Here is a 25,610-nt window from a genome sequence, read left to right on the forward strand (position 1 = left end):
TGCTGGTGTCGATAAATGCGGAAAGGGACGAAGAGTTCCCGAAATATGTAAAAATCAGGTGTCGTCGTTTTCGATACTGGTCCAGGCCGTATCGAACGCGGTGCCGTTCATCAGCAGGACCGATGCGGGATAGCCGCCTGCGGCCGCCTTCTTCGCCGTTTCGGTAGCGCTGTCGATGGCCGCCTGCTGCGTCGCGAAGGGTCCGTAATAGCTGTTGTTGAGGTTGATCTTCCACGCGCCGTCATGCGGGACGATGATGTAGCGGGCGTGGGGCAGGTCGGTCATGGTCGCGATGGTCTCCGATGGCAGGTCAGCGCGCGGGCATCCGCCGGGCGCTCGCCAGATGATGGGCATGGGTGATCGCCACCGCAAGGGCATCGGCCGCGTCCGACCCGACGATCTTGGCGCCGGGCAGCAGCCGCTGGACCATGGCATGGACCTGGTCCTTCGACGCATTGCCGACGCCGACGACCGATTTCTTGACCAGCCGGGCGGCATATTCGCCCACTTCCATGCCGGACCGCGCGGCATTCAGCAGGATGACGCCGCGCGCCTGGCCCAGCTTCAGCGTCGATTGCGGGTTTACGTTGACGAACACCTCCTCGACCGCGGCGCCATCGGGCCGATGTTCGAGGATCAGGTCGGTCAGCGCCAGATCGAGCGCCATCAGTCGCGTCGCCAGCGACATCGCGCTGTCGGTCTTGATCTGGCCGTTGCCGACATGGGTCAGGCGATTGCCATCGGCGGCAATCAGGCCCCAGCCGGTGGTGCCGAGGCCGGGGTCGAGGCCAAGTATGATCATGAGTGCAGGATCGTCCGCATCGGGCAAGACCGGCGCGCATCGGCGCTGCGCGATCTCGCCCGAAGCGAACGGGAGCCGGGCATCTTAGCCCAGCTTCTCCATCACCGCGTCGGAGACTTCATAATTGCCCCAGACGGTCTGGACGTCGTCATCATCTTCCAGCGTGTCGACCAGCTTCAGCAGCGTTGCGGCATTGGCTTCGTCGACTTCCAGCGTGGTCTGCGGCTTCCAGGCGAGCTTGGCGCCCTCTGCCGGGCCCAGCTTGGCTTCCAGCGCCTTGGCGACTTCGTGCAGCGCGTCCATCGCGGTCCAGATCTCATGCTCGTCTTCGTTCGACGAGACATCGTCCGCACCCGCTTCTAGCGCGGCTTCGAAGACGGCGTCGGCATCGCCGGCGCTGGCGGGATAGGTGATCAGGCCCAGGCGGTCGAAGCCATGGCTCACCGCGCCCGATGCGCCCAGGTTGCCGCCATTCTTGGCGAAGGCGGTGCGGACATTGGTCGCGGTGCGATTGCGATTGTCGGTCAGTGCCTCGACGATGATGGCGACGCCGCCGGGGCCATAGCCCTCATAGCGGATTTCCTCGTAATTCTCCATGTCGCCGCCGATCGCCTTGTCGATTGCGCGCTGGATATTGTCCTTGGGCATCGACTGGGCCTTGGCGGCGTTGACCGCCAGGCGCAGGCGCGGGTTCATGTCCGGATCGGGCATGCCCATCTTGGCCGCGACGGTGATTTCGCGCGACAGCTTGGAGAACATCGACGAGCGCTTCTTGTCCTGCGCACCCTTGCGATGCATGATGTTCTTGAATTTGGAATGGCCGGCCACGGCCTTCTCCTGACATTTTCTGTGAAACCGAAGCGCGCTCTCTAGCGAGCGCGTCGCCATCCTGCAACGCTAGAGGATAGCGGGGGTGGCGCGATCAGTAGCGGATCGCGGTGCCCGAGGCGGAGACCATCAGCATCGATCCATTGGCGCCGATCACTTCATAGTCGAGGTCGACGCCGACGACGGCATTGGCGCCGAGCTTGCGGGCATTGCCCTGCATCTCCTCGATCGCTTCGCTGCGGGCGCGTTGCAGCACATCCTCATAGGCGCCCGATCGGCCGCCGACGATGTCGCGCACACTGGCGAACAGGTCGCGAAAGAGGTTGGCGCCGACGATCACTTCGCCGGTGACGATGCCCAGATAATCCTGGGCGGGACGGCCTTCCAGGCGGCTGGTGGTGCTGACGATGATGTCGGTCATAAGGGGCGTCCTCTCATTTTGGTGGCGCCCCTGGCGCGAGGGGGCTGGACCAGATGTAGGTCGACAGCACCCCTCGGCAAGGTCCGGTGGCTTGCACCGGTCGGGAATAAGGTGTGGACCGCCTTATTCCATGCCCAGCGCGGACAGGTAGGTCTGCAGGATCGCTTCCATTTCCTGGCGGTCATGCGGCTGCATCTTACGCAGGCGGATGATCTGGCGCATGATCTTGGGGTCGTAACCGGTCGCCTTGGCTTCCAGATAGACGTCCTTGATGTCGTCGCCGATGCCCTTCTTTTCTTCTTCCAGGCGCTCGATGCGCTCGATCAGAAGGCGCAGCTGGTCGGCTGCGATATTGCCCTCGCTCATGGGAATCTCCGTGTCAGTGTGAATCGGTTGGCGGATGCTCCTAGAGCCTGATCGGTTGAGGTGGAAGCGCTTTGCGCTTCCGCCGATACCGTGAATCAGGCTCTAATTGAGAAATGCCGGGTTGCGAAATGCACTCCAGGCTGATCCGGCAGGGTCGCCCGAAGCCTGATGCCAAAGCTTAATGGTTGTCCGCGTTCTTCGCCACACTCTCCTGCATCTTTGCGATCTGCTGCGGCGTCGCCTCGCCCTGGTGGCGGGCCTTCCATTCGGCAAAGGGCATGCCGTGGACGATTGCGCGGGCTTCGTCACGGTTCAGATTGCCGTCCGCCTCGGCAATCCAGTCGGCCAGACAGTTGCGGCAGAAGCCGGCCGTGCCCATCAGGTCGATATTCTGTACGTCGGTCCGATGCTGCAAATGCGCGATCAGCCGACGGAAGGCGGTTGCAGCGACGGCGTCACTGAGTATGGTAGCGGACACAGGCGGAACCTTTCGCTTAATCTACATCATCCTGTCGTGCAGCACGGATAATCGATAACGACGCCCTGGCAAGCCAGAGGCGATCAATACGGCCAGGAGAAGACATGACACGACTATCGCCCCGCTCGCGCAAGGTTCGCATTCTCGCGACCCTGGGTCCCGCCAGCGAGAGCGCAGAGATGATCCGCGCCTTGTTTGTCGCGGGTGCCGACGCCTTTCGAGTCAATATGAGCCATGGCGCGCATGAGGATCATGCCGCCCGCATCGCCACGATCCGCGAGCTGGAAAAGGAATTTTCCCGGCCGACCACGATTCTGGCCGACCTTCAGGGACCCAAGCTGCGCGTGGGCACGTTCGAGAAGGGGCTGGTGGTGCTGGAAACCGGCGCGCCCTTCGTCCTCGATCGGGACGACACGCCGGGCACCGTCGAGCGCGTGAACCTGCCACACCCCGAAATCTACGCCGCGCTGGTCCCCGAGACCCGGCTGCTGCTGGATGACGGCAAGCTGGTGCTGCGGGTGAAGGCAGTCACGGACACGCGAATCGACACCATCGTCGAAATCGGCGGCACCCTGTCGAACCGCAAGGGCGTGAATGTGCCTGACGTGGTCGTGCCGGTGCCGGCGCTGACCGACAAGGATCGCCGAGACCTCAGCTTCGCGGTCGATCAGGGCTGCGACTGGATCGCCTTGAGCTTCGTCCAGCGGCCCGAGGATCTGGCCGAAGCGCGCAAGCTGATGGGCGGCCATGGCGCGCTGATGGCCAAGATCGAGAAGCCCTCGGCCGTGCAGCGGCTGGAGGAGATTATCGAGATGGCCGACGGCGTGATGGTCGCGCGTGGCGATCTGGGCGTGGAACTGCCGCCGCAGGCGGTGCCGCCGCTGCAGAAGCAGATCGTTGCCACCGCGCGCCGCATGGGCCGTCCGGTGGTGGTTGCGACCCAGATGCTCGAATCGATGATCAAGGCGCCGACCCCGACCCGCGCCGAAGTGTCGGACGTGGCCACCGCGGTCTATGACGGCGCTGACGCGATCATGTTGTCGGCCGAAACGGCTGCGGGCGACTGGCCGGTCGAGGCAGTGTCGATGATGGACAGCATCGCCCATAGCGTGGAGCGCGATCCGGGCTATTTCGCCCGTCTGCACTTCACCGAAACGCGGCCCGACCCGACCACCGCCGACGCCCTGGCGGAGGCTGCCGCCGGCATCGTGCCGGTCGTCGGCGCCAGCGTCATCACCTGCTTCACCTCATCGGGCAGCACCGTGCGCCGCGTGGCGCGCGAGCGGCCGTCCGCGCCGATCCTGGCATTGACGCCGCGGTCGGACACGGCGCGCAAGCTGGGCCTGACCTGGGGCGTCCATGCGATCCGCACCAAGGATATCGGCAATTTCGAGGAAATGATCGGCAAGGCGCGCCGCATGGCGTTGCGCCACGACATGAGCGCCAAGGGCGGCAAGATCGTGGTGCTGGCCGGCGTGCCCTTCGGCACGCCCGGTTCGACCAATGTGCTGCATGTGGCGACCGTGCGCGGCGACGAGCTGAAGGGGCGCGACGAGACACCCAGCCTGCCGGCCTGACGGCTTTGGCATGATCGATTCGGCGCGGCCGCCCCATTCGGGCGGCCGCGCTTTTTTTTATGGCCGCGAATCGATTCGCGTGAAAATGCCGCGCCAACACGTTGAGCGCCCGATCCATGGGATCGGGCGCTCAATAAGACCTTTGGAAGGTCCGGAGGATCGGCGAGCCGATCCGTCCGCGCTTTTAGCCCTGGCGGGCCTTGAAGCGACGGTTGGTCTTGTTGATGACGTAGGTCCGGCCACGACGACGGATCACGCGGTTGTCCCGGTGGCGGCCCTTGAGCGACTTGAGCGAGTTGCGGATCTTCATTGTCAGCCTTCTGGAATCATGTCTGATTGGAAAAATCGAAGCGCAGCCCCTATGGGGGAGGCGGCCGAAAGTCAAGCGCAGGCCACCGCCTTTTGCCACCGTTCATCCTGCATGCAGCCAAGTCATGGCTTCACCCGTTGGAAGGGAATGCTATGTCGGCGGCGTGTTGGACATAGTCCCGTTGGAGTGCAATCGCATGTTGAAACAGATCATCCTCTCCTCCTGTCTTGCCCTGTCGCTCGCCGCCTGCGCGACGGTGCCGTCGGTGGAGGTGACGCGATTCCACAATGGCAGCCCGGCACAGACCGGATCGATCGCGGTACAGGAAATCCCCGGCAATCCGGACGTTGGCCTGGAATTCCGCACCTATGCAGGCGCAGTGAGCCAGGAACTGCAGCGCGTCGGCTTCACCAATGCGGGCGATGCGGGCAGCGACTATGTCGCGCTGGTCGGCTTCCGCCGCAGCTTCCGCCCGACCGGCACCGCGCGCAATGACAAGCCGGTCAGCGTCGGCGTCGGCGGCGCGCTGGGCAGTGGCGGCTATTCCGGCCTGGGGCTGGGCGTCGGCATCAACCTGTCGGGCAAGCCCAAGGATATCGTCTCCACCGAATTGCAGATCCAGATTCGCCGTCGCAGCGATCAGGCCGCCATCTGGGAAGGCCGCGCCTCGACCGAATCGCGTGAAGGCACGCCCGAATCGCAGCCGCGCGCCGTCGCGCAAAAGCTCGCTGCCGCCCTCCTCGGGGGCTATCCGGGCGAATCCGGGCGCACTATAACGGTCAAATGACCATCTCCATTTCGAGCGCCTTCGACAGCGGCAACATCCGCGTTCTTTCCATCACCGACAGTCCAGAAGGCGTCCGCGCCGAGCTGGAAATCGTCAAGGACAAGGACAGCGACTTCTATCAATGGTTCCATTTCCGTCTGGCGGGTGCCGCCGGACGCGAAGTGGAACTGGCGATCGTGAACTGCGCGGGCTCGGCCTATCCCGACGGCTGGCCGGGCTACAAGGCGCGGATGAGCGAGGATCGCGAGAATTGGCTGCAAGCCGATACCGACTATGCCGACGGCACGCTGACCATCCGCCTCTCGCCCGACAGCAATGCCGTCTGGCTCGCCTATTTCGCGCCCTATTCGATGGAGCGCCATCATGACCTGGTCGCCTGGGCCGCCTGCCAGCCGGGCGTCGAGCATCGCGAACTCGGCCTGACCTTGGACGGCCAGCCGCTCGACATGCTGAGCGTCGGCGAAGGCCCCAAGAATGTCTGGCTCTATGCCCGCCAGCATCCCGGCGAGAGCATGGCCGAGTGGTGGATGGAAGGCGCGCTGGAGCGCCTGACCGACGACGAGGATGCGGTGGCGCGCTATCTGCGCCAGAAGGCGACCTTCCACATCGTCCCCAACATGAATCCCGACGGCAGCCGGCGCGGTCATCTGCGCACCAATGCGGCGGGCATCAATCTCAACCGCGAATGGCATGAGCCGTCGATGGAGAAGAGCCCGGAAGTCTATCTGGTCCGTGCCGCGATGGATGAAACCGGCGTCGATTTCGCCATGGACGTGCATGGCGACGAGGCGATTCCGGCGGTCTTCCTGGCCGGCTTTGAGGGCATTCCCTCGATCACCGACCGGCAACTCTCGCTCTATCATCGCTATCGCGACACGCTGGCGGCCCGCACGCCCGATTTCCAGACGCGCCTCGGCTATCCGGTGGCGGGCGGCGGCAAGGCCAATCTCGCCATGTCGACCAACCAGCTGGCCGAACGCTTCGGCGCGGTCGCGATGACGCTGGAAATGCCGTTCAAGGATAATGACGATCTGCCCGACGCCGATTTCGGCTGGTCGCCGGCCCGTTCGGCGCAACTGGGCAAGGATTGCCTGGCCGTGCTGGCGGAGATGATCGAGGATATCTGACGAGGCTGGTCGGGGGGCAATAATGGAGCATGGCGGCGTGACGCGACGGACGATCCTGCACGGCGCCGGTGGCGCCATGGCGCTCGGCACCGTCGGCGCGCCGGCCATCGCCAAATCCCGCCCGTCGCGCGAGCGTCTGGAAGCCGCGCTCGCGCGCATCGCCGACCCGGCGGGGGAGGGCAGGCGCACCTACCTCACCCTCTATGCGGACAGCGCGCGGGCGGCGGCGGATGCGGCCGATGCCCGCGCCGCTTCGCCGCTCTCGCCGATCGACGGCGCGATCGTCAGCATCAAGGATCTGTTCGATGTCGCGGGCGAGCCGACCCGCGCCGGTTCGCTGATCCTGGCCGATGCCCCGCCCGCCACCGTCGATGCGCCGGTCGTTGCCCGGCTGAAGCAGGCCGGCGCGGTGATCGTCGGCAAGACCAACATGGTCGAATTCGCCTTTTCCGGCGTCGGCGTGAATCCCCATTATGGCACGCCGGGCAATCCGGCCGACCGGGGCCGCGTGCCGGGCGGATCGACCAGCGGCGGCGGCGTCGCGGTGGCCGATCAGATGTGCGAGATCGCCATCGGCACCGATACCGGCGGTTCCTGCCGCATCCCCGCTGCGCTGTGCGGTGTCGTCGGTTACAAGCCGACCAAGGCGCGGGTGCCGACCGACGGCGCCTTTCCGCTCTCGCCCACGCTCGATTCGATCGGGCCGATCGCAACCAGCGTCGACGCCTGTTTCCGCACCGATGCGATCTTGGCGGGCGAGGCGCCCCGCCGGCTCGACCTCGCACCGCTCAAGGGGCTGCGCGCCGGCATTTCCCAGGGCCTGCCGCTGGCCGATCTGGACGCGACCGTCGCGGCGCGTTTTGCCGATGCGCTGGCGCGGCTGGGCAAGGCGGGTGTGACGCTCAGTGACGAGGTCTTCCCGCAATTCGATGCGATGCAGGCGCTCCAGTCGCCGGTGCCGATCGCCTCGGTCGAGGCCTATGCCATCCATCGCGATCGAATCGCGACCCGTGCGCAGGATTTCGATCCGATCGTGCTGGCGCGGATGCAGGCGGGCCGTGACGTGACGCGCGAACGCCATAAGCAGATGCTGGTGGAGCGCGCTGCGCTGGTGCGGTCGATGGACGCGCGCCTGGCCGGACTGGACATATTGGTGTTGCCGACCACGCCGATCGTCGCGCCGACTCAGGCCGAAGTGGCGAATGCCGACGCCTTCGTCGCCCGCAACCGGCTGCTGCTGCGCAACACCGGCCTCGGCAACAGCTTCGACCTGTGCGCCATTTCCCTGCCGCTGCCGCGCGAGGGCGGCCTGCCGGTCGGCCTGATGCTGATGGCGCGGGCCGGGCAGGACCGGCGCCTGTTCGCGATCGCGGCAGCGGTGGAGAAGCTGCTCGCGGTTTAGCCGAACAGCTCGTCGAGGAAATTCACCATCGCGCGGAAACTGCGCCGGTCGGCGTCGGCGCTATAGGCCAGCCCCTTTTCGGGCATATGGACGCTTTCGTCGGTGAAGGCGTGGCCGGTGTGGCCATAGGCATGAATCTGCCAGTCGCAGCCCGCCTCGGTCAGTTCCTTCGCCAGGCCGACGGTCGCTTCGGGCGGGGCGATCGGGTCTTCCCAGCCATGGCAGACCAGCAGCTTGGCGGTAATCGTGGCGTTGGGGAAGGGCGGTGCCTCATAGACCCCGTGGAAGCTGACGCCGCCGGCAATGTCGGTGCCCGCGCGGGCCAGGTCGAGCACGCATTTGCCGCCGAAGCAGAAGCCGATCGCGGCCGTGCGGGCGGCATCGACCGCCGACATATCCTTGAGCAGCGCGTGGGCGCCCAGCATCCGGTCACGCAGCAGCGCGCGGTCGGCGTTGAGCTCGTTCATGTAGCGCCCGGCATCGGGATCTTCGCGGGTGGTGCGCTTGCCCTGGCCAAAGACGTCGGCGACCAGCACCGCATAGCCCAGCGCCGCAACCTTTTCCGCATAGGCAAAGTCGGCTTCCTTGGTGCCCAGGACATTGGGCACCAGCAGGATGCCCGGCACCGGGCCGGCGGCGGCATTGTCGACCACGGCGACGCTTTCGAACGTGCCGCCTGGACCGTCATGGATGATCGTCTGACGGGTGAGGACCATGAAAGCGTCTCCTGTGGATAAGTCGAAAAGTCAGATGCTGCCGAAGCCGGGGGCTTCGCCACGCGCGGCGGCATTGATGCGGCGGGGCCGCTTCCAGCCGATCTGCGGCCGCTTGCGCAGGCGCAGCGTCGGCCAATGGCCGCGATCGCTGCGTTCGGCGAGGCGCATGCCCTGCGCGCGATAGGCGGCGATTACCGCATCGGCCTGTTCATTGAGCAGGCCGGCGAGCACGATCGTGCCGCCATCCTCCACCAATGCGCAGAGCGATGGCGCCAGTTCGATCAGCGGCCCGGCCAGGATATTGGCGATCAGCAGGTCATAGGGCGCGCGCCCGACCAGCGCGGGATGATCCACGCCGGCAGCGGTGCAGAGCGCCAACTGGCCGGCGCCCCCGCCCAGGGCAATGCCGTTCGCCACGGCGTTCTCGCGGCTGATGTCGACCGCCACCGGATCGATGTCGGAAGCAATCGCATGGGCGCGCGGCCACAATGTCATCGCGGCAAAGGCGAGCAGGCCGGTGCCGGTGCCGATATCGGCGACATTGCGGAAGCGCATGCCGACGCCGCGCATCCGGTCGATCATCGCCAGGCAGCCGGCGGTGGTCTCATGCTGGCCGGTGCCAAAGGCGCGACTCGCCTCGATCAGGAAATTGACATGGCCGGGCTGTTCGGGATCGCTGGCGACATTGCGCACATGGAATCGACCGGCGGTGACGGGTTCCAGCCCCTGCTGGCTCATCGTCACCCAATCCTCGTCGGGCAGCGCTTCCACCTGCGGCTTGATGCCCGATGCGCTGGGCACCAGGGTCTTGAGCAGCTTGATCGCCGCCGGGCTCGGCTTGCCCTCGAAATAGGCGTCGAGCTGCCACTTATTCTCGTCGTCCGGCTCCGCCTCGCTGGTCATCAGCACCGGCGGATGCTCCATCAGGGCGAAGGCGGCGATGTCCCCGTCCAGCGCCTCCGCTTCGGCGCGGGTGCAGGGCAGGGTGACTTTCCAGCTCTGGGCGGCTGGCGCAGCGACATCATTCATGCCGCCGCCTTTAGACCAGCAGAGGGAAGAGGGGAAGCATCTGGCAATTGTCAGATTGGGCTCAGGCCGGAGCGAAAATAGTGACTTTCGAGAACCTCGGACCGAGTCACGTGCCTCGGTCCGACGGAACGTGCTTGAAGCACGTGAGCACCGGAAGCGCAGAAAGGCGCTATTTGCAGCCCGGCCTCAGCCCAGTCTCAGGCGACCTGGCGGCCGAAGTCGCTGGAGGCATGCCGCAGGCTGGACAGCTTGCCCTCGACGCTCATGAAGCCGCGTTCCAACTGGTCGATTTCCGATGCGACCACTTCGGTGTCCTGGCGGATCGCCGAAATGGTGGTCGACATCGAGTCGGCCGCCAGCGCGGTCTCGTCGACGGCGGCGGTGATCATCGTCACGGTCTGGGCCTGGGCGTCCATGGCGTGGCGGATGCGCTGGGCACTGGCCTGCACTTCGCCCACGGTATCGCGGATGCGCTCGTTGGTCTCCACCGACTGGCGGGTCGATGCCTGGATGGCGGCGATCTTGCCGGCAATCTCGTCGGTGGCACGGGCGGTCTGGTTGGCCAGGCTCTTCACTTCCTGCGCCACCACGGCAAAGCCGCGACCGGCGTCACCGGCACGGGCGGCCTCGATCGTGGCGTTGAGCGCCAGCAGGTTGGTCTGGCCGGCAATGTCGCGGATCAGGCCCAGGATCGATTCGATCGACTTGGCATGGTCCGACAGGGTGGCCGACATGGAAACGGCGTCGCCCGATTGCGACGCGGCGCGCTGTGCCACTTCGGCGGCGCTTTCCACTTCGGTGCGCGCGTCCTCGATGGCGCGGATCAGGCCGGCCGAGGTGCGGGCAGCCTCGCGCATCGCAAGGGCGGATTGTTCGGCGGCTGCGGCGACTTCCGACGCCTTGCCCAGCATACCGCGGGTCGCGGCAGAGGCATCCTTGGCCTGCTCGCGCAGCGATTCGCCCAGCTGCGACGCGCCGTCGATCTCGCCCATGATGCGCTGTTCGAACAGGACGCCGAACTGCTGGCGCGCATTGCGCTGGCTTTCGGCATCGTCGATCGCGATCACATTGGCCATCAGCCCGGCATCGACCATGCCGACCTGCGCCATGATGTCGACCAGCCGGCGCCGGGTGGCGTCGTCGGCTGCGCGTTCCCAGATGATATCGGTCAGTTTCTCGTTGGCCGCGGCGACGGGCAGCAGCACGCCGCGCACCGAAATGCCGTGCTTGCGGGCGTGGCGGACGCAGGCGGTGGAGGACAGCGCCCAGTCGCCGGCGCTGTAATGGCGCAGCTTCTGGCGGACATATTCATGCGCGGCGGTCTCGATCTTCGCCAGCGTCGTGGGCTGCAACCGGTTTCGCAGGCCCGAACTGTCCATATAGGTAGAGAAGAAGGTGCGCGCGGCAATCACCGCATCGTCGGCAACCAGCTGCTCGATTTCGGCCATGCCACGGGCCAGATCACCGCGGGGGTCCACTTCGGCCAGCATCTGGGCGATGGCGTTCCTGGGCGTGGTGGCGGAAGTCATGGATTGCAGAACCCCAAATAGGTGTCAGGACGAACCAGGCGGTGATAGCGCCATTTGGTTAATCACTTCTTATTTGGGCGCGCGCATCGACATGGTCCGCGCGGCTTGCCCTTCGGCGTCTTCGCTCCTAAGGGGAGCGGACTCAAAGGACATAGCAGGGACCTGGGTAGACATGGCGCGAACCACAAGCCGGCCGCTCTCGCCGCATTTGACGATCTGGAAATGGGGGCCGGCAATGGCCGTCTCCATCATTCACCGCGTGACGGGCAATGGCCTGGCCACCGCTGGTGCTCTTGGCCTCATCTGGTGGCTGATGGCCGCCGCGACCGGCCCGGAAGCCTATGCCACCTTCGTCATCTGCGCGACCTCGCCGATCGGCTATCTGGTCATGGCGGGCCTGTCCTGGTTCTTCTTCCAGCACCTCTTCTCGGGTCTGCGTCACTTCGTGCTCGACATGGGTGCGGGTTATGACCTGAAGACCAGCAAGACCTGGTCGATCCTGACCTTCGTGCTGTCGACGATCGCCACCGCCGCCTTCTGGGCCGCGATCTGCCTGGGGAAATTCTGATGGGAACCGGAACCGGAATCGGCCGCGTCCGCGGTCTTGGCTCGGCCAAGCATGGCGCGCACCACTGGCTGGCACAGCGCTACACCGCCATCGGCAATCTGCTGCTGGTGCTGTGGCTGCTCTTCAGCCTGATCGCGCTGCCCGGTCTCGATTATGAGAGCGTGGTCAACTGGATCCACAATCCGCTGGTCGCCGTGCCGCTGATGCTGATGGTCGTCAGCATCTTCATGCATCTGCGTCTGGGCATGCAGGTCATGCTGGAGGACTATGTCCACGACAAGGGCCTGGCCTTCTTCTCGATGCTGCTGCTGAACTTCTATGCCTATGCCGGCGCTGCCGCGGGCGTCTTCGCGATCGCCAAGATCGCCTTCATCGGGGTCGTCAAGTAATGAGCGAAGCTTACAAGATCATCGACCATACCTACGACACCGTCGTCGTGGGTGCCGGCGGCTCGGGCCTGCGCGCCACCATGGGCAGCGCCGAAGCGGGTCTCAAGACCGCCTGCATCACCAAGCTGTTCCCGACCCGCAGCCACACCGTGGCGGCGCAGGGCGGCATCGCCGCCTCGCTCGGCAACAACAGCCCCGATCACTGGACCTGGCACATGTACGACACCGTCAAGGGGTCGGACTGGCTGGGCGACCAGGACGCGATCGAATATATGGTGCGCGAAGCGCCGGCGGCGGTGATCGAGCTGGAACATGCCGGCGTGCCGTTCAGCCGCAACCAGGACGGCACCATCTATCAGCGTCCGTTCGGCGGCCACATGCAGAATATGGGCGCCGGCCCGCCGGTGCAGCGCACTTGCGCCGCCGCCGACCGCACCGGCCACGCCATGCTGCACGCTCTCTATCAGCAGAGCCTGAAGTATGACGCCGACTTCTACATCGAATATTTCGCCATCGACCTGATCATGGAAGATGGCCCGAACGGCAAGGAATGCCGCGGCGTCATCGCCATCTGCATGGAAGATGGCAGCATCCACCGCTTCCGCAGCCATGCCGTCGTGCTGGCGACCGGTGGCTATGGCCGCGCCTATTTCTCGGCCACCTCGGCCCATAGCTGCACCGGCGACGGTGGCGGCATGGTGCTGCGCGCCGGCCTGCCGCTGCAGGATCTGGAATTCGTCCAGTTCCACCCGACCGGCATCTATGGCGCGGGCGTGCTGATCACCGAAGGCGCGCGCGGCGAAGGCGGCTACCTCACCAATTCCGAAGGCGAGCGTTTCATGGAACGCTATGCCCCCTCGGCGAAGGATCTGGCGTCGCGTGACGTCGTGTCGCGCTCGATGGCGATGGAAATGCGCGAGGGTCGTGGCGTCGGCGAGCACAAGGATCATATCTTCCTGCACCTCGACCATATCGACCCCAAGGTTCTGGCCGAGCGCCTGCCGGGCATCACCGAAAGCGGCAAGATCTTTGCCGGTGTCGATCTGACCCGCCAGCCGCTGCCGGTGACCCCGACGGTCCATTACAATATGGGCGGCATCCCCTGTAACTATCATGGCCAGGTGGTGACGAAGGTCGGCGACGATCCGGAAGTCGTGGTGCCGGGCCTGTTCGCGGTCGGCGAAGCGGCTTGCGTGTCGGTCCATGGCGCTAACCGCCTGGGCTCCAATTCGCTGATCGACCTTGTCGTGTTCGGCCGCGCAACCGGCCTGTTCCTCAAGGACAATCTCAAGCCCAACACCCCGCACAAGCCGCTGCCGGCCAATGCGGCCGATCTGGCGCTGTCGCGCCTCGATCACTACCGCAATGCCAATGGCACCACCTCGACGGCGGACATCCGCATGGACATGCAGCGCACCATGCAGAAGCATGCTGCCGTGTTCCGCGACAGCGAATTGCTGGCCGATGGCGTCGTCAAGATGCAGGCGGTCAACAAGCGCCTTCAGGACGTCAAGATCGCCGACCGTTCGCTGATCTGGAACACCGACCTGATCGAGACGCTGGAACTGGACAATCTCATGAGCCAGGCCATCTGCACGATGGAAGGCGCCGAGGCCCGCAAGGAATCGCGCGGCGCCCATGCGCATGAGGATTTCCCGAACCGCGACGACGAAAACTGGATGAAGCACACCATCAGCTGGTTCGAAGGCTGGGGTGGTTCGAGCGGCAAGGTGACCCTCGATTATCGTCCGGTCCACGATTATACGATGACCGACGAGGCCGAGTATATCAAGCCGAAGGCGCGCGTATACTAAGCCTCTGGCATCATGCCGGAAATCCGAAGAGGGCGGGCCATCTGGTCCGCCCTTTTTCTTTGCCCATTGCCAGCGCGCGATCAGGCTCTAGCTTGGGTGCCGATCGATCAAGGAGGTGCCGGCGATGCGGAAACCTGTTGGACGTCAGGGGATAATCCTGCTGCCCTTGTTGCTGACGGCTGCGGCCCCGCCCCAGGATGTGGACGCGGTGCTCGCGCTGACGCGGACAACGAAAGCGACATATGCGGTCTGCACCTGGAATGTGGTGACGCCCAGTGAGGAAGTGCAGCTCAAGGAATGGGCGGCCGAATATCATCAGGGCGACCGTCACCGGGTCGAAACCCCGCGCGACCGGATCGTCGCCAATTGCGCCACGGGGGAGGCGCAGCATCTCGACGTGCGCACTGGTGAAGTGTCAACTTCGCCGTCACTCGCGGCCGCCGCCTGTGGCGTCGATGCCAACCGCAAACTGGTCGCCAAGGAGTTTCTGGGGCGGGAGACCGGCGGTCGCTATGGCCCCGTATCCCGCATCGCGGTGGCCGATGACGGCAATCTGCGCACCTATGATGTGCTCGACGACGGCGCGATCATCGCGGCGACGATCCATGACGCCAATGGCGACGCGACGGAGCGGCTGACCAGCGCGGTCCTCACCTACAGCCACAGCCTGCCCGAAGCCGATATCTTCTCCACCGCCTCGCTCAGCCGCAGCGTCGTCCCCGACGGTTGCCGCAGCGGCCATGGGGGATGAGGGGAGCGATTAGGTCACGGCAAACGGTAACAGCGCCTCATAAACCGCGATCCCCGGCTTGCCTTCCACTCGGCCACCCTGGCGCAGGATGAAGGCATGGCGGACGATCTCGGCCTGCTGCTCGATGCCATATCGGGCGAAGGGCTTGCCCGGCTCGATCGCATAATCATAACGGCAGAAGGGGTGTCGCATCAGCGGCAGCCAATATTTGCCCGACCGCTGCGCCTGCCAGACATGGGTCATTTCATGGATGAACAGGCCCTGCAGGCTGAGCGGGCTGGCGCAGAAATCGTCGCAGAACAATCCGCCTTCGGGATGAAACCAAAGGTCGCCGTCGGGCGCCATGGTCACGGCGCGCGGCTGGAAGGGCCACCATTTGCGGTTGTGGACGCGCACCCGGTCATAGGCGATCGCGTCGCCGAACATCGTCCGGGCGAGCGCGGCCTCCTCAAGTGTCAGCGGGCGGCTGGTCAATGCGCCTTATGCTCTTCCGTCGCATTGCCCGCGGCAGGCGCCGGTGCTGCGCTGCCGTCGGGCTTGCGGATCACCGCATCGACCAGCAACCGGTCGCCGTTCGACATCAGGAAGGTGAGCTGCATCTTGCCCCGGCTGATCGCGGTATCGTTGACGCCCCAGATCATCAGGTGCTTGCCGCCCGGCGCGAAGGCCACCGTGCCCTTGGCCGGCACGTCGACGCTCTCGATCGGCTGCATCGACATCATGCCGTCCTTGCCGACGCTCTCATGCATCTCGACCTTGAGCGCATAGTCGGTCATCACCCCGCGCAACTGCACCCCGGCATCGCCGCCATGCGCCACGAAATAGCCGGCCGAGGGCGTATCCTTGTTGGGCGACAGCCGGACCCAGGCCTGGTCGACATAGCTGGGCGCAGGGTCGCCGCAGCCGGCAAGGGCCAGCGGCGCGGCGAGGGCGATAAGGGCAAGGGGCGCACGCATGGATCAGGGCTCCGTGACTGTCTCGTTTCCGGTCAATGCCTGACTAATCGCGCCTGATCCTTGTGCCAAGCGAAAGCGCGCCTATATCCCTTGCGCAAACCGGCCTTGCCTTGGCGCTTACGTGAGGTATTGGGCCGTCAACCGCTGAATTTATTTTGGGGTTCAAAGAGGACACAAATGGCAAAAGTTATCGGTATCGACCTTGGCACGACCAACAGCTGTATCGCTGTGATGGACGGCGGCAAGCCCAAGGTGATCGAGAATGCGGAAGGTGCGCGCACCACGCCGTCGATCGTCGCCTTCGCCAAGGATGGCGAACGTCTGATCGGCCAGCCGGCCAAGCGCCAGGCTGTCACCAATCCGGACAATACGATTTTCGCGGTGAAGCGCCTGATCGGCCGCCGCTTCGACGATCCCATGACCAAGAAGGACATGGAACTCGTCCCCTATGACATCGCGAAGGGCCCGAATGGCGACGCCTGGGTCAAGGCCGGTGGCGAGGAATATAGTCCGTCGCAGATCAGCGCCTTCATCCTGCAGAAGATGAAGGAAACCGCCGAGAGCTATCTGGGCGAAACCGTGACGCAGGCGGTCATCACCGTTCCCGCCTACTTCAACGACGCCCAGCGTCAGGCGACCAAGGACGCCGGCCAGATCGCGGGCCTCGAAGTGCTGCGCATCATCAACGAGCCGACTGCGGCCGCGCTCGCCTATGGCCTCGACAAGCAGGACGGCAAGACCATCGCCGTCTATGACCTTGGCGGCGGCACCTTCGACATCTCGATCCTGGAGATCGGCGATGGCGTGTTCGAAGTGAAGTCGACCAACGGCGACACCTTCCTGGGCGGCGAGGATTTCGACGCCAAGCTGGTCGAATATCTGGCTGCCGACTTCAAGAAGGCCGAGAGCATCGACCTCACCAAGGACAAGCTGGCCCTCCAGCGTCTGAAGGAAGCCGCTGAAAAGGCGAAGATCGAGCTGTCCTCGGCCCAGTCGACCGAAGTCAACCTGCCCTTCATCACCGCCGATCAGAATGGTCCCAAGCATCTGGTGAAGACGATCACCCGCGCCGATCTGGAGCGTCTGGTCGCCGACCTCATCAAGCGCACGATGGAGCCCTGCAAGAAGGCTCTGGCCGACGCCGGCGTGACCGCCAGCGAAATCAGCGAAGTCGTTCTGGTCGGCGGCATGACCCGCATGCCCAAGGTGCGCGAAGCCGTGAAGGAATTCTTCGGCAAGGAACCGCACACCGGCGTGAACCCGGACGAAGTCGTCGCCATGGGCGCCGCCATTCAGGCCGGCGTGCTGCAGGGCGACGTCAAGGACGTGCTGCTGCTCGACGTGACCCCGCTGAGCCTCGGCATCGAGACGCTGGGTGGCGTGTTCACCCGCATGATCGACCGTAACACCACCATCCCTGCCAAGAAGTCGCAGGTCTATTCGACCGCCGACGACAATCAGCAGGCGGTGACCATCCGCGTGTTCCAGGGCGAGCGTGAAATGGCGGCGGACAACAAGCTGCTCGGCCAGTTCGACCTGGTCGGCATCCCGCCGGCACCGCGCGGCGTGCCGCAGATCGAAGTCACCTTCGACATCGACGCCAACGGCCTGGTCAACGTGTCCGCCAAGGACAAGGGCACCGGCAAGGAACAGCAGATCCGCATCCAGGCCTCGGGCGGCCTCAGCGACTCCGACATCGACCAGATGGTCAAGGATGCCGAGCGCTTCGCCGAAGAGGACAAGAAGCGTCGTGAAGCCGCCGAAGCCAAGAACAACGCCGAAAGCCTGGTCCACACGACCGAGGCACAGCTGGCCGAACATGGCGACAAGGTCGACGCCTCGCTGAAGGGCGAGATCGAAGCCGCGATTGCCGAAACCAAGTCGGCGATCGAAGGTGGCGACGCCGAAGCCATGAAGGCCAAGGCGCAGGAACTCGCGACCGTCGCGATGAAGCTGGGCCAGGCGATCTACGAGAAGGAGCAGGCTGCTGCAGCCTCGCCGGAGGCCGAAGCGCCGAAGGCCGATGACGGCGTCGTCGACGCCGAATTCTCCGAAGTGGACGACAACAAGGCGTAAGCCCCATGAAACGCTCCTCGGCTTCGCTTCGGGCGGACAGGCTGGTTTCTGACCAGTGCATCCGTTCGGAGCGAGGCCGGGGACCGTGCGCGCCGAGGGCGAGATGACGACCGAAATCGACTATTACGAACTGCTCGAAGTAGAACGCACAGCCGACGGGGCCGCGATCAAGAGCGCCTATCGCAAGCTGGCGATGAAATATCACCCGGACAAGACCGGGGGCTGCACCGACAGCGAGGCCAAGTTCAAGGCCGTTTCCGAAGCCTATGACTGCCTGAAGGATCCGCAGAAGCGGGCGGCCTATGACCGGTTCGGTCATACCGCGTTCAAGCAGCAGCAACAGGGTGGCGGCGGCGGATTCCACGGCGGTGCCGGTGGTTTCTCCGACCTTGGCGATATTTTCGAGACGATCTTTGGCCAGGCCGGCTTTGGCGGCGGTGGTGGCGGACGCCAGCAGCAGCGCCGCGGCGCGGACCTGCGCTATGATCTCGAAATCACGCTGGACGAAGCCTATCATGGCAAGAAGACCGAGATCCAGATCGAGGTGTCGGCCGCCTGCGATAGCTGCGACGGTTCGGGCGCCCAGCCGGGCACCGGGGTCAAGACCTGCGGCACCTGCCATGGCCACGGCCAGGTGCGGGCACAGCAGGGCTTCTTCGTGGTCGAGCGGACCTGCCCCAGCTGCCATGGCGCGGGCCAGGTGATCGAAAGCCCCTGCAAATCCTGTCGCGGCGAAGGCCGGGTCGATCGGCCCAAGACGCTGTCGGTCAATATCCCGGCGGGCGTTGACGAAGGCACCCGCATTCGCCTGTCGGGCGAGGGCGAGGCCGGTGCGCGTGGCGCGCCAGCGGGCGATCTCTACATCTTCCTGCATGTGAAGCGGCACAGCATCTTCGAACGGGATGGCACCACGCTATTCTGTCGCGTGCCGGTCAGCATCACGACGGCGGCGCTGGGCGGAATGATCGAAGTGCCGGGCCTCGATGGCCAGCGGCACGAGATCAAGATCCCGAGCGGTATCCAGTCGGGCAAGCAGATCAAGCAGCGTGGCGCCGGCATGCCGGTGCTGAACGGCCGCGGTCAGGGCGACCTGGTCGTCCAGGTCGATGTCGAAACGCCGACCAAGCTGACGGCCAAGCAGCGCGAGTTGCTCGAAGCCTTCCGCGAGACCGAGACCGGCGAGGAATGCCCGCAATCGAGCGGCTTCTTCGGCAAGCTCAAGGAATTGTGGGGGGACTGATCCTCCCCACAGGACTGGTCAGGGCGTGGCGCTGGTGCGCCGCGCCCACCAGTAGAAGGGCAGGCCGCCCGCCATCAGCAGGAAGCTGGCGCCGCTGGGAACGAGGCCCGCGCCCCATAAAGTCCAGCAGGCATAGGCGAGGCCGACCGCTGCGGCGGGTACGGCAATCCGCAAGCGCAGCGCAGCCAGCGCACAACCCACATAGAGCCACAGCGTCGCCGATGTCGCGAGCAGCGCCATGGCGGTGAACAAGGCCACCAGCCCCTGCAGGCTGTTGGCGACCAGCAGCAGGCTGGCAAGGATGCTCGACAATATCAATCCGCGCACCGGCGTGCCGCGCGCATCCGTGCCCGCCAGCCAGGCCGGCAGCTCGCCTGCGCGCGCCATCGCCAGCGGCACCTCGCCCTGCAACAGGGTCCAGCCATTGAGCGCGCCAAGGCAACTGATGACGACGAAGGTCGCGATCAGGCTGGCGGGCCCGGCCGACCAATAATGGGTGACATAGGCGCCGAAGGGCGACCCGGTCTGGCTTTCGGCTCCGGGCAGGGTGAGGGCGATACCGGAACAGACGAACAGGTAGAGAAGGCCGGTGACCGCCGTGCCGATCATCGTCGCGCGCGGCACGGTGCGGGCGGGATCCTTGACCTTGTCGGCCGCGACCGAGGCGGATTCGAAACCGAGCAGGGCCCACAGCGTCAGTGCCGCCGCTGCCGTGATGCCGCTGCCGGTAAAGCCCTGGGCCGGGAAGGGCACGATTTCCGCCGTGCCGCGCCCGATCGTCAGCGCCAGCAGCACCAGCACGACCAGGATGGGCACGACCTTGATGATCGTCGTCACCAGTTGCGCCGTGCCGGCGGCATGGGCGCCGCGCAGGTTGATCGCGGTGGTCAGCCAGATGAAGCCGATCGAACAGAGCGCGCCCATGCCCGGCCGGTTCAACGCCGGCAACAGGCTGGACAGGTTGGCGGTGGCGGCGACCGCGATCGTCACATTGGTGATAATGATCGACAGCCAGTAGATCCAGCCGATCGCGAAGCCGGCCAGCGGGCCATAGGCGCGCGCGCTCATCTGCGCGGCATTGGCATCGGGCATGGCGACGGTCAGTCGGGCGATCACGAAGGCCAGGATCAAGGAGCCGGCGATGGTGAACACCCAGGCGGCGACCGCATCCCAGCCGAAGGGGGCGAGCGCAGCGGGCAGCAGGAACACGCCCGATCCGATCATGTTGCCCATGACCAGCGCGATGCAGGCGGCCAGCCCCAGCGTCCGCACCGGGCGGTGGGGGATCACATCCTGTGCCGGCGGCGGGCTGTCCATCATCCCTGTCTATCGGTGAAAAGGGGGCAGGGCCAGAGCGGATCGTTGCGCCTTCGTTCGGACTTGCATGGCGGCGCGCTTCGGGTGATCCTTGGCCAAGGACAGAGCAGGAGAGGCGGGACATGCGACCGATCGCGACAGGCGTGTTGATGCTTCTGTCCGCGTCGCTCGTCGCAGCCGATGCGGACGATCCGATCGTCGTCACTGCCGCCAAGCTGCGCAAGGTCGGTATCGACTATGATGTGCGCGGCCGCGACCTTGTCCGCTGCACGATCACGCGCAGCAGCGGCGAGGATCGGGTCGATCAGGCGATGTGCGAGTTCGTGCGCCAGTGCGTGGCCGATGGCCATGGCCGACGGCGCGAGGCGCAGGCCTGCGTCAGCGACCGGATCGCGGCGCTGGTCGATGCGGATATGGAGGCGGAGGATGTGGTCCTCGTTCGTCCCGCAGCGCTGGAACAGGCGCGGCAACCGGTCGCTTCGGTCGCGCTGCCCGGTCCGCAGATCAGCCTGCCGCCGGCCGAGCGGGATACGGACATCCTCGTGACCGGATCGCGCTACCGGATCAGGCCGGGTCTGTGGGAGATCGAGAAGGGGCGGATGTTCAGCCAGACGCGGGGTCTTCCAACGACTGGCCCCCGCCCGTCACGGGCGCCGCCGCCGCCGCCACCGGGCTATCGCTATCAGCTATGCCTCAGCCGCAGTGATGCGGAGACATTGCGGCAATTTGTCGACGATCATTTCGAGCGCGAGGGACACCAGGGCTGCATGATGGCGCGCATGGAGGTGGAGGAGGGGCGGCTGAGTGTCACCCGCTCCTGTCCTTCACGTTATGGCACGATCGATATGCGATTGAGCGCGCAGTTGACGGCCGAGCGGATTGAAGGGTTGATGCTCGCCAACACCGACACCGGGCGTTTTCAAACCGAGGACCGATATCTGCTCAACGGCCGGCGCATCGGCGAATGCCCGCCCTCCCGGCCCGAAGGCACGGCAGGGCGGGATTAAGGCTGATTAGGCCGCCAGGAACATGTCCGGGTCGAGCGCCATCAGCGTGTCGGCGCCGCCCTCGATCTTGCGACGGAGCGAACCGGCGTCGGGCATGATGCGCTCGGCAAAGAAGCGCGCGGTGACCAGCTTGGCTTCCAGGAAGCCGGCATCGCCTTCGCCCGCATCGAGCAGGCCGGTGGCGGCCTTCGCCATGCGCAGCCACATCAGGCCGGTGGCGACGATGCCCAGGATGTGCATGTAATGATGCGCGCCGGCCCCGGCATTATCGGGGTTCTTCATCGCGTTCTGCATCAACCACATGGTCGCCGCTTCGAGCTGGCCCTTGGCCTTTTCGAGCGCATCGGCGAAGCTCGCCAGCTTCTCGTTGGTCTTGGCCTCGGCGATTTCGGTGGCCAGGATCTTGAGGAAGGCCTGGAGCGCGCGGCCGCCATTCATCGGCAGCTTGCGACCGACCAGGTCCATCGCCTGCACGCCATTGGTGCCTTCGTAGATCTGGGCGATGCGGGCGTCGCGAACATACTGTTCCACGCCATTTTCCCAGATATAGCCATGGCCGCCGAACACCTGCTGGCTCGACACCGCAACGTCGAAGCCCTTGTCGGTGCCATAGCCCTTGATCACCGGGGTCAGCAGCTGCAGCAGATCGTCGGCCGCCTGGCGCTCTTCCTCGGTCGCGGCGCTGTGCGACAGGTCATGCTGCAATGCGCCCCACAGGATCAGCGCGCGCAGGCCTTCGGTCAGCGCCTTGCCTTCCATCAGCATGCGGCGGACATCGGGGTGGACGAACAGCGTGTCGGCCTTTTCCTCCGGCTCCTTGGGGCCGGTGAGTGCGCGGCCCTGGCGACGGTCCTTGGCGTAATGGACGGCGTTCTGGAACGCGATCTCGCCCTGGCCCAGGCCCTGCAGACCAACGCCCAGGCGCGCGGCGTTCATCATGATGAACATGGCGGCCAGGCCCTTATTCTCCTCGCCGACCAGCCAGCCCTTGGCGCCGTCATAGTTCATGACGCAGGTGGCGTTGCCGTGGATGCCCATCTTATGTTCGAGCGAGCCGCAGGACACGGCATTGCGGTCGCCCAGCGAGCCGTCTTCATTGACTATGAACTTGGGCACGACGAACAGCGAGATGCCCTTGCTGCTGTCGGGGGCGCCCGGCGTCTTGGCGAGGACGAGGTGGATGATATTCTCCGCCAGATCATGTTCGCCGGCCGAGATGAAGATCTTGGTGCCGCTGATCGCGAAGCTGCCATCGCCGTTCGGCACGGCCTTGGTCTTGATGAGGCCCAAGTCCGTGCCGGAATGGGGCTCGGTCAGGTTCATCGTGCCGGTCCAGACGCCCGACACCATGTTGGGCAGATAGGTGGCCTTCTGTTCGTCGCTGCCCTTGGCGATCAGCGCGGCGATCGCGCCGGCGGTCAGGCCATGATACATTTCGAACGCCTGGTTGGCCGACAGCACATATTCGGTGACGGCAGTGGCGACGACATTGGGCAGGCCCTGGCCGCCAAATTCGGTTGGCGCGTGCAGCGTGGTCCAGCCGCCCTCGACAAACTGGTCATAGGCAGCCTTGAAACCGGTCGGCGTGGTGACGCTGCCGTCGGCATGACGGGTACAGCCTTCCTTGTCGCCCACGGCGTTGATGGGGAACAGCACTTCCGACGCGATCTTGCCGCCTTCGGTCAGGATCGCTTCGACCAGGTCGGGGGTCGCATTCTCGAAACCGGGCAGATTGGCGTAGCGCTCCAGCCCGACGACATGGTCGAGCACGAAGCGGGTGTCGCGGACAGGGGCGTTGTAGCTGGGCATGAATCTTCTCCAGGCGTTTTTGTTCTGCTGCGGGGGAGCCGACGATGCGGCTCCGGCTTATTTCTCGATCGTTCCGATGAAGCTCGCCAGTTCGGCGATGGCGGCATCGATATCGTCCTTCTGGCGGGTCAAAAGGTCGATGCGCGCGCGGCACTTGTCGATCGTCACACGGCGCTGTTCCTCATGACCCTCGTCGGCGTCATAGAGGTCGATCATCTCGCGAATATCGTTGAGGCTGAAGCCCACGCGCTTGCCGCGCAGGATCCAGGCAAGGCGGGCGCGGTCGCGGCGCGAATAGACGCGGGCCAGGCCCTGGCGCTCCGGTGCGATCAGTCCTTCATCCTCATAGAAGCGCAGGGCACGGGCGGTGACGCCGAACTCCTCGCTGAGGTCGGTGATGCTGTAGCTCTGCTGGTCACGGTCATCGGGAAGCTCGATGCCGGCAATGCTGGTGCGCGTGTTCATGAGCAAAGACTATGACGGCTTTACGTTTACGTCAAGGTTAGAAGATGCGCAGGACGATCGGCCGTGCCACGGCCTCGGGGAATAGCATTTCGGGCGATTTGCGACTATGGGCGGCGCCATGATCCGTCTTTCCGGTTTGAAATTGCCCCTCGACCACCCGGCCGAGGCGATGCCCGTCGCCATCTGCGAACGCTTGGGGCTGGAGCCGCAGCAACTGCTTGGCCACAGCGTCGTGCGGCGCGGCAATGATGCACGCCGCCGCAGCGCGATCCAACTGGTCTACACGCTCGACATCGACGTGGCCGACGAGGCCGCGGTGCTGGAGCGCTTTGCCAAGGACCATGACGTCCGGCCGACGCCCGACACCAGCTACAAGTTCGTCGCCCATGTGCCCGACGGCTGGCAGGGCAAGCGCCCGGTGGTGATCGGGGCGGGGCCGTGCGGCCTGTTTGCCGGCCTGATCCTGGCGCAGATGGGGTTCAAGCCGATCATCCTGGATCGCGGCAAGGTGGTGCGCGAGCGGACCAAGGACACCTGGGGCCTGTGGCGCCGGGCCGAACTCAACCCCGATTCCAACGTCCAGTTCGGCGAGGGCGGCGCAGGCACCTTCTCCGACGGCAAGCTCTATTGCCGGGTGAAGGATCCCCGCTTCCTGGGTCACAAGGTGCTGGAGGAATTTGTCGCCGCCGGCGCACCCGACGATATCTTGTGGGAAGCGCACCCCCATATCGGCACTTTCCGCCTGGTCTCGATGGTCGAAGCCATGCGCAAGCAGATCGAGTCGCTCGGCGGCGAATATCGCTGGCAGCACCGCGTCGACGATCTGGTGCTGGAACGGCAGGGCGACGGCACGCAGAAATTGCGCGGGCTGGTGTTGCATGACGGCAGCGTGATCGAGGCGGATCATGTGGTGATGGCGGTGGGCCACAGCGCCCGCCCGACCTTCGAGATGCTGCACGGCAAGGGCGTGCATATCGAACCCAAGCCCTTCTCGATCGGCGTGCGGATCGAGCATCCGCAAAGCTGGGTCGACAAGGCGCGCTATGGCAATTGCGCCGGCCATCCCGATTTGGGTGCGGCGGCCTATAGCCTCGCCCATCATTGCGCCAATGGCCGCACCGTCTACAGCTTCTGCATGTGTCCGGGTGGCCGGGTGGTCGCCGCCACTTCGGAGGAAGGGCGCGTCGTCACCAATGGCATGAGCCAGTATAGCCGCGCCGAGTTCAACGCCAATTCGGGGCTGGTCGTCGGCATCGATCCGGCGCGCGACTTTCCCGATGGACCGCTGGCGGGGATCGAACTGCAGCGCCATTGGGAGAGCCTGGCTTATGTCGCAGGCGGTTCCTCCTACTGGGCGCCGGGGCAGACGGTCGGCGACTTCCTCGCGCGTCGGCCTTCGACCCAGCTGGGGTCGGTCGTGCCCTCCTACAAGCCGGGCGTGACGCCGACCGACCTGTCGCTCTGCCTGCCCGACTATGTGATCGAGGCGTTTCATGAGGCGCTGCCGGCCTTTGGTCGCCAGATCGCCCGCTATGACGATCCCGACGCGGTGATGACCGGCGTGGAAACCCGCACCTCCTCGCCGATCCGCATCACGCGCGGCAAGGATTTTCAGAGCCTCAACGTTGCCGGCCTCTACCCGGCGGGTGAGGGCGCGGGCTATGCCGGGGGTATCCTCTCGGCGGCGATCGACGGCATCAAGGTGGCCGAGGCGGTGGCGGTTCAGATGGTCCAGTCCTGATCTGCGACGGGTTTGACATCGCCCGGTCATGAAGCCGTCACGGCCCTGACCCGTCTTCGTCCCTTCGGCGTCATCGCACCGTCAATCCAGCGTAACGGGCGCGCG

The 25,610-nt window shown here is 65.4% G+C and carries 27 protein-coding genes; 12 read left to right on the plus strand and 15 right to left on the minus strand.

All coding sequences use genetic code 11. The features are described from left to right. Nucleotides 1-54: 54 nt before the first annotated feature. From DIZ22_RS21115 to DIZ22_RS21140, 6 genes are all read right to left on the minus strand, one after another. On the minus strand, nucleotides 55-285 hold the full coding sequence (locus DIZ22_RS21115; protein ID WP_004210167.1) for a DUF2188 domain-containing protein: 231 nt from the start codon (nucleotides 283-285) through the stop codon (nucleotides 55-57). Nucleotides 286-310: 25 nt separating this feature from the next. Further along, nucleotides 311-802 (minus strand): crossover junction endodeoxyribonuclease RuvC, encoded by a 492-nt coding sequence (gene ruvC, locus DIZ22_RS21120; protein WP_004210168.1) that lies wholly within the window; start codon nucleotides 800-802, stop codon nucleotides 311-313. Nucleotides 803-886: 84 nt separating this feature from the next. Next, the gene (locus DIZ22_RS21125) at nucleotides 887-1,630 is read right to left on the minus strand and encodes a YebC/PmpR family DNA-binding transcriptional regulator (protein ID WP_004210169.1); all 744 of its coding nucleotides are present in this window, start codon (nucleotides 1,628-1,630) and stop codon (nucleotides 887-889) included. A gap of 94 nt (nucleotides 1,631-1,724) precedes the next feature. Next, a complete protein-coding gene (locus DIZ22_RS21130) occupies nucleotides 1,725-2,051 on the minus strand; it encodes a heavy metal-binding domain-containing protein (protein WP_004210170.1) in 327 nt (108 codons plus the stop codon). 123 nt (nucleotides 2,052-2,174) lie between these two features. Further along, complete coding sequence (locus tag DIZ22_RS21135) at nucleotides 2,175-2,417, minus strand: DUF2312 domain-containing protein (protein WP_004210171.1); 243 nt, start codon at nucleotides 2,415-2,417, stop codon at nucleotides 2,175-2,177. A gap of 178 nt (nucleotides 2,418-2,595) precedes the next feature. Next, nucleotides 2,596-2,895: a DUF1244 domain-containing protein gene (locus DIZ22_RS21140; RefSeq protein ID WP_048936361.1), complete on the minus strand. Its 300-nt coding sequence runs from the start codon at nucleotides 2,893-2,895 to the stop codon at nucleotides 2,596-2,598. 104 nt (nucleotides 2,896-2,999) lie between these two features. Between DIZ22_RS21140 and pyk the strand changes: the two genes are divergently transcribed. Then, nucleotides 3,000-4,472 (plus strand): pyruvate kinase, encoded by a 1,473-nt coding sequence (pyk, locus tag DIZ22_RS21145; protein ID WP_010339297.1) that lies wholly within the window; start codon nucleotides 3,000-3,002, stop codon nucleotides 4,470-4,472. 184 nt (nucleotides 4,473-4,656) lie between these two features. Here pyk and ykgO read toward each other — a convergent pair whose 3' ends face one another. Continuing rightward, on the minus strand, nucleotides 4,657-4,782 hold the full coding sequence (gene ykgO, locus DIZ22_RS21150) for a type B 50S ribosomal protein L36 (protein WP_004210176.1): 126 nt from the start codon (nucleotides 4,780-4,782) through the stop codon (nucleotides 4,657-4,659). Between the two features lie 196 nt (nucleotides 4,783-4,978). Between ykgO and DIZ22_RS21155 the strand changes: the two genes are divergently transcribed. Genes DIZ22_RS21155 through DIZ22_RS21165 form a run of 3 tightly spaced genes read left to right on the plus strand, consistent with a single transcriptional unit; the run spans nucleotide 4,979 to nucleotide 8,098 of the window. Further along, nucleotides 4,979-5,569, plus strand: a complete 591-nt coding sequence (locus DIZ22_RS21155; protein ID WP_004210178.1) for a DUF4136 domain-containing protein — start codon at nucleotides 4,979-4,981, stop codon at nucleotides 5,567-5,569. Continuing rightward, nucleotides 5,566-6,696 carry a M14-type cytosolic carboxypeptidase gene (locus DIZ22_RS21160; protein WP_048936362.1) on the plus strand — a complete coding sequence of 377 codons (1,131 nt, stop codon included), beginning with the start codon at nucleotides 5,566-5,568 and terminating at the stop codon, nucleotides 6,694-6,696. The genes DIZ22_RS21155 and DIZ22_RS21160 overlap by 4 nt, the downstream gene beginning before the upstream one ends. A gap of 37 nt (nucleotides 6,697-6,733) precedes the next feature. Next, the gene (locus DIZ22_RS21165) at nucleotides 6,734-8,098 is read left to right on the plus strand and encodes an amidase (protein WP_234415652.1); all 1,365 of its coding nucleotides are present in this window, start codon (nucleotides 6,734-6,736) and stop codon (nucleotides 8,096-8,098) included. Here DIZ22_RS21165 and DIZ22_RS21170 read toward each other — a convergent pair. The 3 genes from DIZ22_RS21170 to DIZ22_RS21180 all read right to left on the minus strand — a co-directional run bounded on the left by DIZ22_RS21170 (nucleotide 8,095) and on the right by DIZ22_RS21180 (nucleotide 11,372). After that, nucleotides 8,095-8,814 carry a dienelactone hydrolase family protein gene (locus DIZ22_RS21170; protein ID WP_048936363.1) on the minus strand — a complete coding sequence of 240 codons (720 nt, stop codon included), beginning with the start codon at nucleotides 8,812-8,814 and terminating at the stop codon, nucleotides 8,095-8,097. The genes DIZ22_RS21165 and DIZ22_RS21170 overlap by 4 nt on opposite strands. Before the next feature lie 30 nt (nucleotides 8,815-8,844). Beyond that, nucleotides 8,845-9,843, minus strand: coding sequence for a 50S ribosomal protein L11 methyltransferase (locus DIZ22_RS21175; protein WP_048936364.1), 999 nt, complete (start codon nucleotides 9,841-9,843; stop codon nucleotides 8,845-8,847). Nucleotides 9,844-10,040: 197 nt separating this feature from the next. Further along, on the minus strand, nucleotides 10,041-11,372 hold the full coding sequence (locus DIZ22_RS21180; RefSeq protein ID WP_029547951.1) for a methyl-accepting chemotaxis protein: 1,332 nt from the start codon (nucleotides 11,370-11,372) through the stop codon (nucleotides 10,041-10,043). A 172-nt stretch (nucleotides 11,373-11,544) separates the two neighbouring features. On the opposite strand from DIZ22_RS21180, the gene sdhC reads away from it, so the two are divergent. The 4 genes from sdhC (at nucleotide 11,545) to DIZ22_RS21200 (ending at nucleotide 14,894) form a co-directional block, all read left to right on the plus strand. After that, complete coding sequence (gene sdhC / locus DIZ22_RS21185; protein ID WP_122928726.1) at nucleotides 11,545-11,940, plus strand: succinate dehydrogenase, cytochrome b556 subunit; 396 nt, start codon at nucleotides 11,545-11,547, stop codon at nucleotides 11,938-11,940. After that, nucleotides 11,940-12,329: a succinate dehydrogenase, hydrophobic membrane anchor protein gene (sdhD, locus tag DIZ22_RS21190; RefSeq protein ID WP_004210192.1), complete on the plus strand. Its 390-nt coding sequence runs from the start codon at nucleotides 11,940-11,942 to the stop codon at nucleotides 12,327-12,329. Before sdhC ends, sdhD begins: the two co-directional genes overlap by 1 nt. Beyond that, on the plus strand, nucleotides 12,329-14,143 hold the full coding sequence (gene sdhA, locus DIZ22_RS21195) for a succinate dehydrogenase flavoprotein subunit (protein ID WP_004210194.1): 1,815 nt from the start codon (nucleotides 12,329-12,331) through the stop codon (nucleotides 14,141-14,143). Before sdhD ends, sdhA begins: the two co-directional genes overlap by 1 nt. Nucleotides 14,144-14,267: 124 nt before the next feature. Continuing rightward, a complete protein-coding gene (locus tag DIZ22_RS21200) occupies nucleotides 14,268-14,894 on the plus strand; it encodes a hypothetical protein (RefSeq protein ID WP_048936454.1) in 627 nt (208 codons plus the stop codon). Nucleotides 14,895-14,903: 9 nt separating this feature from the next. On the opposite strand, the gene DIZ22_RS21205 is transcribed toward DIZ22_RS21200, so the two are convergent. Continuing rightward, nucleotides 14,904-15,368 carry a hypothetical protein gene (locus DIZ22_RS21205; protein WP_048936365.1) on the minus strand — a complete coding sequence of 155 codons (465 nt, stop codon included), beginning with the start codon at nucleotides 15,366-15,368 and terminating at the stop codon, nucleotides 14,904-14,906. After that, a complete protein-coding gene (locus tag DIZ22_RS21210) occupies nucleotides 15,365-15,850 on the minus strand; it encodes a copper chaperone PCu(A)C (protein ID WP_037515827.1) in 486 nt (161 codons plus the stop codon). Before DIZ22_RS21210 ends, DIZ22_RS21205 begins: the two co-directional genes overlap by 4 nt. Before the next feature lie 177 nt (nucleotides 15,851-16,027). Between DIZ22_RS21210 and dnaK the strand changes: the two genes are divergently transcribed. Both dnaK and dnaJ read left to right on the plus strand, forming a co-directional pair. After that, nucleotides 16,028-17,926 (plus strand): molecular chaperone DnaK, encoded by a 1,899-nt coding sequence (gene dnaK / locus DIZ22_RS21215; RefSeq protein WP_004210200.1) that lies wholly within the window; start codon nucleotides 16,028-16,030, stop codon nucleotides 17,924-17,926. 103 nt (nucleotides 17,927-18,029) lie between these two features. Continuing rightward, nucleotides 18,030-19,166, plus strand: coding sequence for a molecular chaperone DnaJ (gene dnaJ / locus DIZ22_RS21220; protein WP_048936455.1), 1,137 nt, complete (start codon nucleotides 18,030-18,032; stop codon nucleotides 19,164-19,166). Between the two features lie 18 nt (nucleotides 19,167-19,184). Here the strand turns inward: dnaJ and DIZ22_RS21225 are convergent, their stop codons facing one another. Beyond that, nucleotides 19,185-20,483 carry an amino acid permease gene (locus DIZ22_RS21225; RefSeq protein WP_048936456.1) on the minus strand — a complete coding sequence of 433 codons (1,299 nt, stop codon included), beginning with the start codon at nucleotides 20,481-20,483 and terminating at the stop codon, nucleotides 19,185-19,187. A gap of 149 nt (nucleotides 20,484-20,632) precedes the next feature. Here DIZ22_RS21225 and DIZ22_RS21230 point away from each other — a divergent pair, with 149 nt between their 5' ends. After that, nucleotides 20,633-21,490 (plus strand): DUF3617 family protein, encoded by an 858-nt coding sequence (locus tag DIZ22_RS21230; RefSeq protein WP_240626786.1) that lies wholly within the window; start codon nucleotides 20,633-20,635, stop codon nucleotides 21,488-21,490. Between the two features lie 6 nt (nucleotides 21,491-21,496). On the opposite strand, the gene DIZ22_RS21235 is transcribed toward DIZ22_RS21230, so the two are convergent. After that, nucleotides 21,497-23,299: an acyl-CoA dehydrogenase C-terminal domain-containing protein gene (locus DIZ22_RS21235; protein ID WP_048936367.1), complete on the minus strand. Its 1,803-nt coding sequence runs from the start codon at nucleotides 23,297-23,299 to the stop codon at nucleotides 21,497-21,499. Between the two features lie 57 nt (nucleotides 23,300-23,356). Beyond that, on the minus strand, nucleotides 23,357-23,764 hold the full coding sequence (locus DIZ22_RS21240) for a MerR family DNA-binding transcriptional regulator (protein WP_004210206.1): 408 nt from the start codon (nucleotides 23,762-23,764) through the stop codon (nucleotides 23,357-23,359). Nucleotides 23,765-23,882: 118 nt separating this feature from the next. On the opposite strand from DIZ22_RS21240, the gene DIZ22_RS21245 reads away from it, so the two are divergent. Further along, entirely contained in the window at nucleotides 23,883-25,505 is a 1,623-nt protein-coding gene (locus DIZ22_RS21245) for an NAD(P)/FAD-dependent oxidoreductase (protein ID WP_048936457.1), read from the plus strand. Nucleotides 25,506-25,610: the final 105 nt, after the last annotated feature.

It is taken from the genome of Sphingobium sp. LF-16, assembly GCF_003711185.1.
GTDB classification, from domain to species: Bacteria; Pseudomonadota; Alphaproteobacteria; order Sphingomonadales; family Sphingomonadaceae; genus Sphingobium; species Sphingobium yanoikuyae_A.

Bases quoted from the DNA above. Each gene is read 5' to 3' on its own strand.
- DIZ22_RS21115 (WP_004210167.1), bottom strand. From the start codon at position 285: ATGACCGACCTGCCCCACGCCCGCTACATCATCGTCCCGCATGACGGC.
- ruvC (WP_004210168.1), bottom strand. From the start codon at position 802: ATGATCATACTTGGCCTCGACCCCGGCCTCGGCACCACCGGCTGGGGC.
- DIZ22_RS21130 (WP_004210170.1), bottom strand. From the start codon at position 2,051: ATGACCGACATCATCGTCAGCACCACCAGCCGCCTGGAAGGCCGTCCC.
- DIZ22_RS21135 (WP_004210171.1), bottom strand. From the start codon at position 2,417: ATGAGCGAGGGCAATATCGCAGCCGACCAGCTGCGCCTTCTGATCGAG.
- pyk (WP_010339297.1), top strand. From the start codon at position 3,000: ATGACACGACTATCGCCCCGCTCGCGCAAGGTTCGCATTCTCGCGACC.
- ykgO (WP_004210176.1), bottom strand. From the start codon at position 4,782: ATGAAGATCCGCAACTCGCTCAAGTCGCTCAAGGGCCGCCACCGGGAC.
- DIZ22_RS21155 (WP_004210178.1), top strand. From the start codon at position 4,979: ATGTTGAAACAGATCATCCTCTCCTCCTGTCTTGCCCTGTCGCTCGCC.
- DIZ22_RS21160 (WP_048936362.1), top strand. From the start codon at position 5,566: ATGACCATCTCCATTTCGAGCGCCTTCGACAGCGGCAACATCCGCGTT.
- DIZ22_RS21170 (WP_048936363.1), bottom strand. From the start codon at position 8,814: ATGGTCCTCACCCGTCAGACGATCATCCATGACGGTCCAGGCGGCACG.
- DIZ22_RS21175 (WP_048936364.1), bottom strand. From the start codon at position 9,843: ATGAATGATGTCGCTGCGCCAGCCGCCCAGAGCTGGAAAGTCACCCTG.
- DIZ22_RS21180 (WP_029547951.1), bottom strand. From the start codon at position 11,372: ATGACTTCCGCCACCACGCCCAGGAACGCCATCGCCCAGATGCTGGCC.
- sdhC (WP_122928726.1), top strand. From the start codon at position 11,545: ATGGCGCGAACCACAAGCCGGCCGCTCTCGCCGCATTTGACGATCTGG.
- sdhD (WP_004210192.1), top strand. From the start codon at position 11,940: ATGGGAACCGGAACCGGAATCGGCCGCGTCCGCGGTCTTGGCTCGGCC.
- sdhA (WP_004210194.1), top strand. From the start codon at position 12,329: ATGAGCGAAGCTTACAAGATCATCGACCATACCTACGACACCGTCGTC.
- DIZ22_RS21200 (WP_048936454.1), top strand. From the start codon at position 14,268: ATGCGGAAACCTGTTGGACGTCAGGGGATAATCCTGCTGCCCTTGTTG.
- DIZ22_RS21210 (WP_037515827.1), bottom strand. From the start codon at position 15,850: ATGCGTGCGCCCCTTGCCCTTATCGCCCTCGCCGCGCCGCTGGCCCTT.
- dnaK (WP_004210200.1), top strand. From the start codon at position 16,028: ATGGCAAAAGTTATCGGTATCGACCTTGGCACGACCAACAGCTGTATC.
- dnaJ (WP_048936455.1), top strand. From the start codon at position 18,030: ATGACGACCGAAATCGACTATTACGAACTGCTCGAAGTAGAACGCACA.
- DIZ22_RS21225 (WP_048936456.1), bottom strand. From the start codon at position 20,483: ATGGACAGCCCGCCGCCGGCACAGGATGTGATCCCCCACCGCCCGGTG.
- DIZ22_RS21230 (WP_240626786.1), top strand. From the start codon at position 20,633: ATGCTTCTGTCCGCGTCGCTCGTCGCAGCCGATGCGGACGATCCGATC.
- DIZ22_RS21235 (WP_048936367.1), bottom strand. From the start codon at position 23,299: ATGCCCAGCTACAACGCCCCTGTCCGCGACACCCGCTTCGTGCTCGAC.
- DIZ22_RS21240 (WP_004210206.1), bottom strand. From the start codon at position 23,764: ATGAACACGCGCACCAGCATTGCCGGCATCGAGCTTCCCGATGACCGT.
- DIZ22_RS21245 (WP_048936457.1), top strand. From the start codon at position 23,883: ATGATCCGTCTTTCCGGTTTGAAATTGCCCCTCGACCACCCGGCCGAG.